We start from the raw sequence: 13,659 nt of genomic DNA, 5'->3' as shown, positions 1-13,659 counted from the left end.
CCCAACACCGCCGTGACCATTGAAGGTCACTGCAGCCGCACCGGTGGTTACGACTACAACATGGACCTGTCCCAGCGGCGCGCCAACGCGGTCACCGAAGTGCTGGTGCAGCAATACGGTATCGAACCCGGCCGTCTCAAGGCTATCGGCTTTGGTTACAACAACCCGGTTGACCCAAGCGATTCCCCTGAGGCACACGACAAAAACCGTCGTGTAATCGCTGAGATTGTCGGTGACGACACTACTGCCGACATGAAGTGGAACATATATACTGTTGATCAAGAAGTGAAATAGTGTACTGACCTCAAACCATGACAGGCAGACATGAGATAACCAAAAGCGTATTAAAGGTCTGCCGACATGGTGTGTTGGCAACGGCCCTGCTGGGGATTTGTCTGTTCGCGCAGTCAAGTGCCCAGCTGGACCGTAACAAGATTGTCTCCACCCTGGAGAATAAATACGGCGCTCGCGCCGGTAAACGGGCCAATGCCTGGTTTCAGGTGGTGGACTCGGCTCAGGGACTGAGCGAAAAAGAAAAGTTGGCGAAGGTGAATACCTTCTTTAATCTGTTTACCTTCGTTGACGATATCAGGTTATGGGGTGAATCGAACTACTGGGCCACGCCCATGGAGTTTATCGGTGTTGCCGGCGGCGATTGTGAGGACTTCTCTATCGCCAAATATTTTACCCTGTTGCAGCTCGGTATTCCGGACGAGAAGCTCAGGATCACCATGGTTAAAGCAACCTCAGTCAACCAGTACCACATGGTGCTGGCGTATTACGAAACACCGGGCTCGGTACCTCTGGTACTGGACAACCTGGACAAGGCCATCAAACCGGCCACGCAACGACGGGACCTGCTGCCAGTTTACAGCTTTAACGGTAAACAACTGTGGTTAAACAAAGAAAAGGGACGGGGTGAGCTTGCGGGGTCGTCCTCGCGGCTGGAGAAATGGTCCGATTTAACCCGAAGACTGGGGGTTGAACGGCTCAGACAACCCAAGATGAGATTGGAGTAACTACCGCATGACACTGTTTCGACAGCTGTACTCGCTATTGTTTGGTTTGTTTCTGTTGGTGATAACCAGCCTGGCCTATGTGCAGTTCACAGAGACCAAGAGCTTTTTGACCAACCAAATGGAATCTGACCTCAATAACGTCAGCAACTCATTGGGCCTGCTGCTGGTACCTGCGTTGGAAACCGGCGACATTGCCACCGCCGAAACCCTGATTAATGTGATTTTTGAAGGCGGTTACTACCAACAGGTCAAGCTGACCTGGCTTGTGGATGGCAAGCAGCAAGAATGGAATAACTCGCTCAAAATTAAGGGTGTGCCCGAGTGGTTCATCAACCTTGGTATTTTCGGCACCATCAAAAAAGAAAGCACCATTACTTCTGGTTGGTTGCAACTGGCACAGCTTGAAATTACTGCACACCCGGGCTTTGGCTACCACGAGCTGTGGCGGATCCTCACCAATACCATCATAGTATTCTCAATCCTGTTTTTGGTGACCATTTTCCTCGCCCGCTTTGGTCTGGGCTGGATCCTCAAGCCACTGCATGTGGTGTCCGAGCACGCCAAGAGCATTGCCAATCGCCAATTTGGGCCTGAACTGGCCATTCCCAAAACCCTTGAACTCAAGGAAGTGGTAATTGCGTTCAACAGCATGTCTGCCCAGCTCAAACAAATCTTCAGCTCACTGGATGAAGAAGTCACCGCACTTCGCAAAAAGAATCTGGTAGATCAGGTCTCCAACCTGCCAAACCGTCAATATCTGGTGGGCCGCCTTAACAGCTGGCTGTCAGAACCTGGCAGCGGCGCCCTGTTTATGGCCAAGTTTGACTGGCTGGAAGAAGTGCACGCCAAGTACGGCTATCAGGTACGCGACGAAACCATCAAGCTGCTGTCTGAAAAACTGCAAAGTCAGCTCGGTGAAATCGCACCTGGCGTGGTGGCCCGCATTGCGGCATTCGAATTTGCCTTCCTGGTATTTGATGTTGATAAAGAGCAAATCAGCAAATACCTGCAAACCCTTATTCGCACTGTGAATCAGGAAATTTCCAAGGCAGGCGGTAAGCCCAATGAACAGTTTGCCATTGGTATTGCCGAGCGCATCGGCTCCATGACAGTGTCAGATATGCTGGCCCAGTCGGACAACGCACTGCAAAGCGCCATCAAGTCCGGCAAGGTCTACCATTGGTTTGAGTCCAACGAAGAGCAGCTGTTCACCCGCGAGCAGTGGCGCGAAAAACTCTCCAGCGCCATCAACGCCAAGCTGTTCAAGTTCCGCTGGCAGCCTATCCAACTCAGTGACGGCGCAGGCTTGCTGCAACGGGAACTCTACTGTCAGCTGGAAATTGGTGACAAGTTGGCCCACGCCGGGCAGTTTATGCCATACGTCGAACTGCTTTCGCTGGGCGCCTTGCTGGATAAATGTCTTATCCAGAAGGTGCACGATATCCACCTGCTGGAGCGTAACTTCGAGCCACTGGCAATCAACCTGACCCATCAGAGTTTGACCGACCCTGAATTCCACCAGTGGCTGCAGCAGTTCCTGCGCGCAACTCCGCTGGCAGAGCGCCTGTGCTTCGACATTCCTGAATCCGGCGTCTACAGCAATCCAGAGGCATGTGAAGCCCTGTGCGCCATTATCCGCGATAATGGTGCCAAGTTTGGTATCGACCACTTTGGCCGTCAGTTTGGCTCAATGTCATACCTGCAGACCCTGCGCCCAAGTTATGTGAAGTTGGATCAATCCTTCGCCTACTATGACGAAAACCAGCACAACGCCGAGCTGTGCCGCGCGCTGGTCAACGTGGCCCGCGGTTTGGAAATCCAGGTGATTGTCACGGGTATTCAGGAAAAGCCGCAGCTGGAGCGTTTTATTCCACTGAAGACTACCGCGTATCAAGGCTTTATCGCCCCGCCGGTGGCAGTCGACTAAGCCAGACTTCAAATACACAAAAGGGTGCCTTGGGCACCCTTTCTTTTTGCCGCAAAGGCAATTAGCGCGCCTCGTAAGGCATGCCTGCAAGGATCACAGGTCAATACTCACAAGTCACTCAACAGGCTCTCGCCAAAGCCCCTAAAAGGGCGTCTGCAGGCCTTTGAGTAAGCTTTAACGCTACCAGCTGGTTTGACGAGGTTTGCAGGCTGCGGGGCCATTATCTTTATTGCAGTGAGCTCAATGCATCAAGTCAGCCACAAGCAGCCACAACGAATAAAAACCAAAGCATAAATACGGACAGCGGAATAACAACAGAGACGTCAAAACGCTGAAAAGCAGACAGTAAAATAAGGAAGGATAAAGCGAAGAAAGTGGTCGGTGATAGAGGATTCGAACCTCTGACCCTCTGCTCCCAAAGCAGATGCGCTACCAGACTGCGCTAATCACCGACATGTTTGAGCATGCGATTGCCAGAAATAAAAAAAATGCCGGGTGGCATTCAAACTGGACTTTTTCAGAAGTGGTCGGTGATAGAGGATTCGAACCTCTGACCCTCTGCTCCCAAAGCAGATGCGCTACCAGACTGCGCTAATCACCGACGTTTTTTAGCTTCTGAAGGAAGTGGGGTGACTGATGGGGCTCGAACCCACGACAACCGGAATCACAATCCGGGACTCTACCAACTGAGCTACAGTCACCACTGAATTTCCTTTGCTGACACTGTCGAACCAACTGGCGCACCCAGAAGGATTCGAACCCTCGGCCTCACCCTCCGGAGGGGTGCGCTCTATCCAACTGAGCTATGGGTGCCCTGCCGTGTCAGCGCCGCATATAGTAGGAGGTATTTGTCCCTGAGTCCAGAGCATAAAATGGTTTTTTTATTCGTTTGCTCAAGTTTTGACAAAAAGCCCCTACCCTATGCACAAAAAACGTTCTAAGAATTCACTTTATGGCGTTCCCGTTCAAGGGTATGCTGTTCTCTTGGGTCAATTTCCCGTCAAATAACAAAAAAATTACGGCGAGCGATATGCAAAGGGATTCTGGATTTACGGATGAAACCAATCCCCCATCCGGGGACGACATTAGCCGTCTGCTCAAGCGGGTCGATCGATTACGACGCCTGGCAGGCAAATACAAACGGGCCGAAGTGGTCCGCGATGCCCTGTTGCAGATCACCCATATCGCCACCGAAGTCAGCTCCCCTGAAGATTTTTACGCCGGGGTGCACACCCACCTCAAATCGCTCATCGCCGCCGACAACTTTTTTATCGCCACCTATAATCATCGCACCGAGCATCTGGAAATTCCCTTCTTTGCCGATGAAAAGGATCCGCACCCGTCGCTCATGTATCCGGATGAGGACCTGCATCAAATCCTGATGCGCGGCATTACCGGCTATGTGTTTCGTCAGGGCGAAACCGCGCTCTGTGGCCAGGCCGACTTTGAACGGCTGGAAGCCAGCGGCGATATCGTCAGCCTCGGCAGTGCCAGCCATCAGTGGCTGGGGGTGCCGATTCGCTATCAGGATCGCACCACAGGGGTGTTGGTGGTACAAACCTATAACCCCGAGGTGAATTACGGCCTTACCGAAATTGAGCTGATGGAGTTTATCAGCCACCATATTTCCGGCGTGATGGAGCGGCTTAGGCACCACGAGCAACTCGAACAATCCATCGAACAGCGCACCCGCGAACTCAGCGAGGCCTACGATAAACTCAAGCTGGAAGTGTACGAGCGCCGCCGTGCCGAGCGCTTGCAAAAATCCCTGTTTGAAATCGCCGAACTGTCGGCCACCGGGCTTGAGCATCCCGACTTTTACGCCCGGCTGCACAGCATCTTAAGCCACCTTATTCCGGCCAGTAATTGCTATATCGCCCTGATAGAGAAAGAAGCGCAGGCACTGAGTTTTCCGTTTTATGTCTCTCAGCTAGGTACCGAAGCCCCCAAACGCAGGCCGCAGACCGATGGCCTGACCGAATATCTGCTCAGTCGCCGCAGGCCACTGCTGCTGGACCAGAGTGCCATTCGGGCCCTGGTCGAGCGCGGTGAGGTATATGCTCAAACGCCAGAGCTCAACAACACCCAAAAGATGCATCAATGGATTGGGGTGCCGCTGTTTATTGGCGATGAGGTGAAAGGTGCGCTGACCATTTACAGCCTGAGCATGAGTCAGAACTATCAAATTCGCGACCTCGAACTGCTGACTTTCGTCTCCCAGCACATTGGTACCGCCATCGAGCGCAAACAACATGCCGAATTTTTGAAAAAGAGCTACGAGCAGCTGGAAGAAAAGGTCGCTGAGCGTACCCGCGCACTGGCCGAACTCAATGGTGAACTGGAGCAGGAAATCCTGCGGCGCCGCGAAGTCGAGCAGCAGCTTATCCACGATGCCAAGCATGACGCGCTGACCGGTCTGCCCAACCGCAGCATGTTTACCGAACGTTTAGCCCAGGCTGTGCGCCATGTGCGCCGCCACGGCCGCGATCAATTTGCCCTGCTGTTTATCGACCTCGACCGCTTCAAACAAATTAACGACACCCTGGGTCACCTGGAAGGCGACCGCTTCCTGATTGAAACCGCCCGGCGCCTTGCCTCCTGTATCCGGGAAAACGACACCCTGGGTCGTCTGGGCGGTGATGAATTCGTTGTGCTGCTGGATGATATCAACAGCCCCAGAGACGCCGAAGAAGTGGCCGAGCGTATTCTCACGCAGCTGTCTGAGCCATTCCAGCTCGGCGACAGCCTGTTCCAGTCGGGGGCCAGTATTGGCGTAGCCGTCAGTGGCCGCAGCTATCAGGATACCGCCGAGTCTATCCTCAGAGACGCCGACTGCGCCATGTATCAGGCCAAAGCCCGGGGCAAGGGCTGTTATGTGATGTTTGATACCAAGCGCCGTGAAGCCCACGACAAAGAGCGCCAGGATGAAGCCCTGCTGAGGGATGCGCTGGCTCAGGATGCCCTGTATCTCAGAGCCTTGCCGGTGATCACCATGGATGGCAGCACGCCTGTGGCCCACCGCATTACCCTCGCCTGGCAACACCCTTCTCAGGGGGAACTCTATGCTGGGCCACTTATTGAGCTTGCTGAGCGATCCAACCTCAGCATGGAGCTGGATATATACCTGCTGAAGGCGTTGTCTCAGCCGCTGCCTGGCTGGCTGACGAGCACCGAGCTGCATCTGTGCCTGTCGAGCGCTCATCTAAAACACAAGCATGCACTCAGAAAACTGAAAAACCTGCTGAAAGACGTCAGAGTGCACACGGCCAATATCTGGGTGTTCTTTGACGAGGCCGCCCTGATACAGGACAGCCAAAGCCATATCGCCGGGTTTGATATGCTGGGTAAGCTTGAGGTGAATTTCGGACTCTCGGGCTATGGCAATGGCTTCAGCTCATTGAAATCACTGACCTTAATGCCAATTCAGGCACTGCGGCTAGCAGAAACTCAGGGTGAGGCTGGTTCAGAAAAGGTACGTTTCTTAACGGCATCTGCGGTGGCGGCCATGTCACTGGGGCTCAGGGTCATCGCCTCAGGCAGCGAGCCACTCAGTACCCGCAATGCGCTGGCGCAGGCCGGTGTGCCGCTTATTCAGCAGCTGACTGCCTGCGAAGTGATTGCGCAGCAGGAATACGCGTAAGCCGTTCGGCTTCAAGCTGCAATCTTCTTAAAATCGGCGGGAGAAAAGGACGGCATTCAGCTTTGCCAGCCGTCCTTGTCCTGTTATGACTTTTACGCCACCCTTACTTTTTGAACATGGCCCGGATGTTGGCAATATTGGCCTTGCCGGTCTCCTGACGCTGCTGTTCGCTCTGGGGCTGCTTGCGGCTCTCCCAAATCAGGTCGTCCTGAGGCAGCTCATCCAGAAAGCGGCTCGGCTCACAGCGCATGGTTTCACCAAACTGGCGCCGCTCGCGGCACATGGTAAACCACAGCTCGCGCTGGGCGCGGGTCACCCCCACGTAAGCGAGGCGGCGCTCTTCTTCCACATTATCTTCATCAATGCTGCTCTGGTGCGGCAAAATCCGCTCTTCCATGCCAATCATAAACACATAAGGAAACTCCAGCCCCTTGGAGGCATGCAGCGTCATCAGCTGCACCTGATCGCCAGCTTCATCTTCACTGGAGCGCTCCATCATGTCTCTCAGAGTCAGGCGGCTGACCACCTCCGGCAGGGTCATCGGCTCATCCAAATCGTCACCGTTTAGCATTTCCGTTACCCAGCGGTACAGCTCGGAGATGTTCTTCATCCGCATTTCTGCGGCCTTGGCGCTGGGGCTGCTTTCATAAAGGAAATCTTCGTAATTGATATTACGAATAAGCTGCTTGATAGCATCCACCCCTTCGCCGCGCTCGGCAATATCGCCGGTTTCCACAATAAAGCGGCCGAACTCTTCCAACGCGTTCAGGGCACTGGCCCCCAGATGCAGCTCAATTTCCGGCTCAAAGATGGCGGCAAACATGGAGATATGTTTGCTGTTGGCAAAATTGCCGAGCTTTTCCAGGGTGGCAGGACCTATGCCGCGCTTGGGCAGGTTGACGATACGCAGAAAGGCGTTGTCATCGTCCGGATTCACCACCAGCCGCAGGTAGGCCATGATGTCTTTAATCTCGGCGCGGGAGAAAAACGAGGTGCCGCCGCTTAGCTTGTACGGAATGCGGTTGGTCATCAGCGCCCGTTCAATCAGTCGGGACTGGTGATTGCCGCGGTACAAGATTGCGTAATCACCGTAACTGGTTTTGCCCACAAAGCGGTGACGGATAATCTCGGCAACCACCCGCTCAGCCTCCTGCTCTTCATTGAGCGCCGTGAGCACCCGCATCGGCTCGCCGTAGGCCAGCTCAGAAAACAGCGACTTGTCGTATACGTGGGGATTGTTGGCAATCAGAATGTTGGCGGCGCGCAGGATGCGTTGGCTGGAGCGGTAATTTTGCTCGAGTTTAATCAGCTTAAGCTGGGGGAAGTCTTTACCGAGCAGCACCAGGTTTTGCGGCTTGGCGCCGCGCCAGGAGTAAATCGACTGGTCATCGTCACCCACCACGGTAAAGCGGGCGCGCTCGCCCACCAGCAGTTTCACCAGCTCGTACTGACTGCCGTTGGTGTCCTGATATTCGTCCACCAAAAGGTACTGAATACGCGCCTGCCAACGGCTGCGCACCTCAGGGTTATGCCTGAGCAGCAGGGTGGGCAGCAAAATCAGGTCGTCAAAATCCAGCGCATTGTAAGCCTTCATATGCTGGGCATAGCGCTGGTACAGCAGCGCAAACATCTGCTCACGTTCATCTTTGGCAATTTTGCGGGCATGGTCAGGAATAACCAGTGCGCCCTTCCAGTTGGAAATGGCACTCGCCAACAGCTTAAGTAAATCTTTGTCTTCTTTGAGCTCGTTCAGAGTGAGCTCTTTGAGCAGTGCCAGCGTGTCCTGATCGTCAAACAACGAAAACCCAGCCTTGAGGCCCACGGTTTTATGTTCGCGCTTGAGGATTTCCAGCCCCAGAGTGTGGAAGGTTGAGATCCACAGACCCCGTGCCTCCTTGCGGCCCATGGACTGAGCCACACGCTCTTTCATCTCCCGCGCCGCCTTGTTGGTAAAGGTCACCGCGGCAATATTGCGCGCCTGATAGCCACACTTTTGCACCAGATAGGCGATTTTATTGATGATAACCCGCGTCTTGCCACTGCCCGCCCCGGCCAATACCAGGCAGGGTCCGGAGACATAGTGGACGGCTTCATCTTGCGCGGGGTTGAGCTTCATCGGGGCAAACTTCTCTTGGGGTAAACGAACACAGAAGCGGGATCATAGCAGATCCTTTTTACAAAGAGCGACCACAGCCGCGCTTGCCAATTTAACTTTGCCAACATAAAATGAATGAACGTTCATTCACTGTCGATTAAAACCATGGACAATAAACGGGAACAGATACTGAGAGCCGCGGAAAACATCATTGCCAACGAGGGGTTGCACAATCTGTCTATGCAAAAACTCGCCAAGGATGCCGGTGTAGCCGCAGGCACCATCTACCGTTATTTCACAGACAAGGATGAACTCATCGATGAATTGCGCCGCGATGTGCTGACTCAAATCGCCCAGTCCATCCTGGAGGATGCCGATCAGGGCAGCATTGAAGAACGCTTTCGCAAGGTGTGGTTCAACATTATCAGGCTGGGTGAAACCTGCACGCTGGAGCGGCTCAACTTCGAGCAATACACCCACCTGCCGGGTGCCAACAGCACTGAGCATCGGCAATTCGAGCGTGAAACTTTTGCGCCGCTGCACACCCTGTTCGATGAGGCCAAGGCCGTGGGATTGATTGTCGATCTGAACGACGAGTTGCTGTTTGCGCTGGCCTTCGAGCCGGCCGTTGGCCTGTGCCGCCGCATGCGCCGCACTGGCCTCAATTTTTCAATGGACGAGTTGTCTGTGGTCTGTGACCTCAGCTGGCGCGCCATCAAACGTTGATTTTCAAACTGTAATTACCACCATCAAGCGGAGCCAAAAGGCAATGAAGAAGTGGATCCTGGTCATGTTGACCATAGCGCTGGTGACTCTGGGGAGCGTCATCGGCTTTAACCTGTTTGTGAAGGGCAAGATTGCCGATGCCATCGCCAACATGCCGGAAGCGGAGTTTCCGGTCACCGCCCTCACCGTCAGCCCACAGAGCTGGCAGCCCACCATTGACGCCATCGGCTTTGTCGAGCCTCATCAGGGCGTGACCATTGCCAACGAGGCCGCCGGGGTTGTCACCCAAATCGCCTTTGAGAACGGCACCAAAGTCAGCAAAGATCAGCTTTTGGTTGCGCTGGACACCCAGGTTGAAAAAGCCAATCTGCAGTCCAAGCTGGTGCAACTGCCTGCTGCCGAAGCCGACTACAAGCGCCTGTCGCGCCTGTATGCGCAAAAGTCGGTATCAAAGCAGGATCTGGACAATGCCGAAGCCAAGTATCTGGCACTGAAATCGGATATCGATAGCCTGGAAGCCACCATTGGCCGCCGCGAAATCCGCGCGCCCTTTGATGGCCTGGTGGGTATTCGCAACATCAACCTGGGTGAATACCTGCAGGTGGGCAGCGAAATTGTGCGTCTGGAAGACATCAGCACTATGAAAATTCGCTTCACCATCCCGCAAACCCAGCTGCCACGCATCGCCGTAGGCCAGAAAATTCATGTGTTTGTGGATGCCTACCCCGACGAGCCCTTCGAAGGTGAAATTGCCGCCATTGAACCTGCGGTGTTTTACCAAAGCGGCCTGATCCAAATTCAGGCGCGTATTCCGAACGACCACGCCAAGCTGCGCAGCGGCATGTTCGCCCGGGTGAACGTATTGCTGCCAACACTTGAAAACCAGTTTGTGCTGCCGCAAACCGCCATCAACTTCACCCTCTATGGCAACTCTGTGTATCTGGTTGAACAGAAATCCGAAAACGGTGAAACCCTGTCACGGGTGCATCAGATGAACGTCAATGTGCTGGAACGCAGCGGCAATGATGCGCTGGTAAGTGGCGCCATTAAGGCCGGTGATATGGTGGTGACCTCGGGTCAAATCCGCCTGTCGAACAACAGCAAGGTGAAGGTGGTGGAAGACAAGGCCCTGACCGAATCTGACGCCATGCCAAGGCTCTAAGGAGACATCCGGATGCGCTTTACCGATATTTTTATCAAGCGGCCGGTGCTGGCGATTTCGATAAGTTTCCTTATCCTGCTTTTGGGCCTTAACGCCTTAAAGAGCATGCAGGTGCGGGAATACCCCGAGATGACCAATACCGTGGTCAACGTGGCCACCAGCTACTATGGCGCCGACGCCAACCTTATTCAGGGCTTTATTACCCAGCCACTGGAGCAGGCGCTGGCCCAGGCCGATAACGTGGATTTTATGACCTCTGAGAGTTTCCTCGGCAAGTCAAATATCAACGTCTACATGAAGCTCAACACCGACCCCAATGGCGCTCTGGCGGATATCCTCGCCAAGGTGAACTCGGTGCGCTCGCAATTGCCGAAAGAGTCTGAAGACCCGACCGTGACCATGTCCACCGGCTCGCAAACTTCAGTGCTCTATATCGCCTTTTCAAGCGACCAGATTAACTCAAGTCAGCTGACTGACTATCTGGAGCGGGTGGTCAAGCCGCAGCTCTTTACCATCAATGGCGTGGCCAAGGTGAACCTGTACGGCGGCATTCAGTACGCCATGAGAATATGGCTCGACCCGGCCCGCATGGGCGCCTTTAACTTAAGCGCCACCGAAGTAATGCAGGTACTGCAGGCCAACAACTTCCAGTCGGCCGTGGGTCAGGCCAATGGGGTTTACACCCTGTTTAACGGCACCGCCGATACCCAGGTGGCCACCATTGATGAACTTAAGCGGCTGGTGATCAAAAGCGGTGACGGCAAGGTTGTGCGCCTTGGCGACATCGCCGAAGTGTCGCTGGACAAGAGCCACGATGTTTACCGCGCCCTGGCCGATGGTCAGGAGGCCGTGGTGATTGGTCTGGATGTGACCCCCACCGCCAACCCGCTCACCGTGGCCGCCGATGCCCGCACCCTGCTGCCGGAAATCGAGCGCAGCCTGCCGCCATCCATCAAGGCGCGCATTCTGTACGACTCATCCCGCGCTATTGATGAATCCATTAACGAGGTTATCAAGACCATCGGCGAAGCGGCGATTATCGTTATCGTGGTGATCACCCTGTTTTTGGGCTCGCTGCGGGCGGTGCTTATTCCGATTGTGACCATTCCGCTGTCGCTGATTGGCGTGGCCATCATCATGCAGACCTTCGGCTTCAGTTTGAACCTGATGACCCTGCTCGCCATGGTGCTGGCCATTGGTCTGGTGGTGGACGATGCCATCGTGGTGGTGGAAAACGTCGACCGGCATATCAAACTCGGTGAAAGCCCGTTTCGCGCTGCCATCATAGGTACCCGCGAAATTGCGGTGCCGGTGATTTCCATGACCATCACCCTGGCGGCGGTGTACGCGCCAATCGCACTGATGGGCGGGATCACAGGCTCACTGTTTAAAGAGTTTGCCCTGACACTGGCCGGCGCTGTGTTTATCTCCGGGATTGTGGCACTGACCCTGTCGCCGATGATGTGCTCAAAAATCCTCAAAGCCCACAGCGCACCGAGTAAGTTTGAGCACGCGGTGGAAACCACCTTAACCCGCCTGACCGACAGCTACGCCCGTATGCTCTCTGCTGTGATGCAAAAACGCGCCGTGGTGGTGGCCTTTGCGGTTATTGTGTTTGCCTCACTGCCGCTGCTGTTTAAGTTTATTCCGGCCGAGCTTGCCCCCAAGGAAGACAAGGGCGTGGTGATGATGATGGGCACGGCGCCTTCTAGCGCGAACCTTGACTATATCCAGAGCAATATGAAGCTGGTCACCGACATGATTAAGGCCCAGCCTGAGTCGGCGGCCTCGCTCGCCTTCGTCGGTATTCCCAATGCCAACCAGGCCTTCGGTATTGCGCCGCTGGTGCCCTGGAGTGAGCGTGACAAGAGCCAGAAGGAAATGCAGAAGTTCTTTGCCGGTGAAGTAAAAAGCATTCCCGGCATGGCGGTCACCACCTTCGAGATGCCTGAGCTGCCCGGCGCCTCTGGCGGCTTGCCGATCCAGTTTGTCATCACCACCGCCAGCAGCTTCGAGAGCCTATTCCAGATTGGTACCCAGGTGCTCGAAAAAGTGCAAAAGAGCCCGTATTTCATCTACTCGGAGATGAACCTCAAGTTTGACTCAGGCAGCATGCGCATTCATATCAAGCGCGATCTGGCGGGCACCTATGGGGTGACCATGCAGGACATCGGCATGACGCTCTCCACCATGATGAGCGACGGCTATGTTAACCGCATCAATCTGGATGGCCGTTCTTACGAGGTTATTCCGCAGGTAGAGCGTAAACTGCGCGCCAACCCTGAGTCGCTGGCGAACTATTACGTTAAGGCGGCCGATGGCAAGTCAATTCCGCTCTCCAGCCTGGTGGAAATCGAGATGGTTGCGCAGCCCCGCTCGCTGCCACACTTCAACCAGATGAACTCGCTCACCATCGGCGGCGTTGCCACCCCGGGCGTGGCCATTGGCGATGCGATTAACTTCCTGAAAGACATCGGCGATAACGAGCTGCCCAAGGGTTACAACTACGACTTCCTCGGTGAAGCCCGCCAGTTTGTGACCGAAGGTTCAGCGCTGTACAGCACCTTCCTGCTGGCCATTGCCATCATCTTTTTGGTGTTGGCGAGCCAGTTCGAGAGCCTGAAAGACCCTGTGGTGATTTTGGTGTCTGTGCCACTCGCCATCTGCGGTGCCCTCATCGCACTGGGCTGGACCCATGTGTTCGGCTTATCGTCGATGAACATCTACACCCAGGTGGGTTTGATTACCCTGGTAGGCCTTATCACCAAGCACGGTATCCTGATGTGTGAAGTGGCCAAGGAAGAGCAGTTGCACCGCCGGATTGGCCGAATCGAAGCCATCAGCCTGGCGGCCAAAATCCGTTTGCGCCCCATTCTGATGACTACCGCGGCCATGATTGCAGGTCTTATTCCGCTGCTGTTTGCCTCCGGCGCCGGCGCGGTGGCCCGTTTCAACATTGGTCTGGTGATTGTGGCAGGCCTTGCCATAGGCACTGTGTTCACCCTGTTTGTACTGCCGGTGATCTACAGCTTCCTTGGCGAAAAGCACAAACCGCTGCCCGAGTTTGAAGAGGCCAGCGCGAGTTAACGC

General features: G+C 54.7%; 8 protein-coding genes and 4 tRNA genes. 7 read left to right on the top strand and 5 right to left on the bottom strand.

Annotated elements, in window-relative coordinates; all coding sequences use genetic code 11:
- The 3 genes from MJ923_RS14000 to MJ923_RS13990 all read left to right on the top strand — a co-directional run.
- The coding region (locus MJ923_RS14000; RefSeq protein WP_240591627.1) for an OmpA family protein at positions 1–294 on the top strand (294 nt) is incomplete at its 5' end.
- Positions 295–311: 17 nt separating this feature from the next.
- Positions 312–1,019: a transglutaminase-like cysteine peptidase gene (locus MJ923_RS13995; protein ID WP_126168440.1), complete on the top strand. Its 708-nt coding sequence runs from the start codon at positions 312–314 to the stop codon at positions 1,017–1,019.
- A gap of 7 nt (positions 1,020–1,026) precedes the next feature.
- Positions 1,027–2,946 carry a bifunctional diguanylate cyclase/phosphodiesterase gene (locus tag MJ923_RS13990; RefSeq protein ID WP_240591626.1) on the top strand — a complete coding sequence of 640 codons (1,920 nt, stop codon included), beginning with the start codon at positions 1,027–1,029 and terminating at the stop codon, positions 2,944–2,946.
- 375 nt (positions 2,947–3,321) lie between these two features.
- On the opposite strand, the gene MJ923_RS13985 is transcribed toward MJ923_RS13990, so the two are convergent.
- From MJ923_RS13985 to MJ923_RS13970, 4 genes are all read right to left on the bottom strand, one after another.
- A tRNA-Pro gene (locus MJ923_RS13985) sits at positions 3,322–3,398 on the bottom strand.
- A gap of 72 nt (positions 3,399–3,470) precedes the next feature.
- Positions 3,471–3,547 (bottom strand) — tRNA-Pro (locus MJ923_RS13980).
- Positions 3,548–3,571: 24 nt separating this feature from the next.
- A tRNA-His gene (locus MJ923_RS13975) sits at positions 3,572–3,647 on the bottom strand.
- A 35-nt stretch (positions 3,648–3,682) separates the two neighbouring features.
- Positions 3,683–3,759, bottom strand: a tRNA-Arg gene (locus tag MJ923_RS13970).
- 217 nt (positions 3,760–3,976) lie between these two features.
- Between MJ923_RS13970 and MJ923_RS13965 the strand changes: the two genes are divergently transcribed.
- Positions 3,977–6,586: a bifunctional diguanylate cyclase/phosphodiesterase gene (locus MJ923_RS13965; protein WP_240591625.1), complete on the top strand. Its 2,610-nt coding sequence runs from the start codon at positions 3,977–3,979 to the stop codon at positions 6,584–6,586.
- Positions 6,587–6,689: 103 nt separating this feature from the next.
- Here MJ923_RS13965 and rep read toward each other — a convergent pair whose 3' ends face one another.
- Entirely contained in the window at positions 6,690–8,702 is a 2,013-nt protein-coding gene (gene rep / locus MJ923_RS13960; protein WP_126168443.1) for a DNA helicase Rep, read from the bottom strand.
- A gap of 114 nt (positions 8,703–8,816) precedes the next feature.
- Between rep and MJ923_RS13955 the strand changes: the two genes are divergently transcribed.
- Genes MJ923_RS13955 through MJ923_RS13945 form a run of 3 tightly spaced genes read left to right on the top strand, consistent with a single transcriptional unit; the run spans position 8,817 to position 13,656 of the window.
- A complete protein-coding gene (locus tag MJ923_RS13955) occupies positions 8,817–9,407 on the top strand; it encodes a TetR/AcrR family transcriptional regulator (RefSeq protein WP_240591624.1) in 591 nt (196 codons plus the stop codon).
- 43 nt (positions 9,408–9,450) lie between these two features.
- Entirely contained in the window at positions 9,451–10,569 is a 1,119-nt protein-coding gene (locus MJ923_RS13950; RefSeq protein ID WP_240591623.1) for an efflux RND transporter periplasmic adaptor subunit, read from the top strand.
- A 12-nt stretch (positions 10,570–10,581) separates the two neighbouring features.
- Positions 10,582–13,656, top strand: coding sequence for a multidrug efflux RND transporter permease subunit (locus MJ923_RS13945; RefSeq protein WP_240591622.1), 3,075 nt, complete (start codon positions 10,582–10,584; stop codon positions 13,654–13,656).
- Positions 13,657–13,659: the final 3 nt, after the last annotated feature.

Source organism: Shewanella zhuhaiensis, from assembly GCF_022484835.1.
Classification (GTDB): Bacteria; Pseudomonadota; Gammaproteobacteria; order Enterobacterales; family Shewanellaceae; genus Shewanella; species Shewanella khirikhana.
This window is presented reverse-complemented; position numbering and strand designations above follow the sequence as displayed.

Coding starts and splice junctions, on each gene's coding strand:
- MJ923_RS13995 (WP_126168440.1), top strand. CDS start 312: ATGACAGGCAGACATGAGATAACCAAAAGCGTATTAAAGGTCTGCCGA.
- MJ923_RS13990 (WP_240591626.1), top strand. CDS start 1,027: ATGACACTGTTTCGACAGCTGTACTCGCTATTGTTTGGTTTGTTTCTG.
- MJ923_RS13965 (WP_240591625.1), top strand. CDS start 3,977: ATGCAAAGGGATTCTGGATTTACGGATGAAACCAATCCCCCATCCGGG.
- rep (WP_126168443.1), bottom strand. CDS start 8,702: ATGAAGCTCAACCCCGCGCAAGATGAAGCCGTCCACTATGTCTCCGGA.
- MJ923_RS13955 (WP_240591624.1), top strand. CDS start 8,817: ATGAACGTTCATTCACTGTCGATTAAAACCATGGACAATAAACGGGAA.
- MJ923_RS13950 (WP_240591623.1), top strand. CDS start 9,451: ATGAAGAAGTGGATCCTGGTCATGTTGACCATAGCGCTGGTGACTCTG.
- MJ923_RS13945 (WP_240591622.1), top strand. CDS start 10,582: ATGCGCTTTACCGATATTTTTATCAAGCGGCCGGTGCTGGCGATTTCG.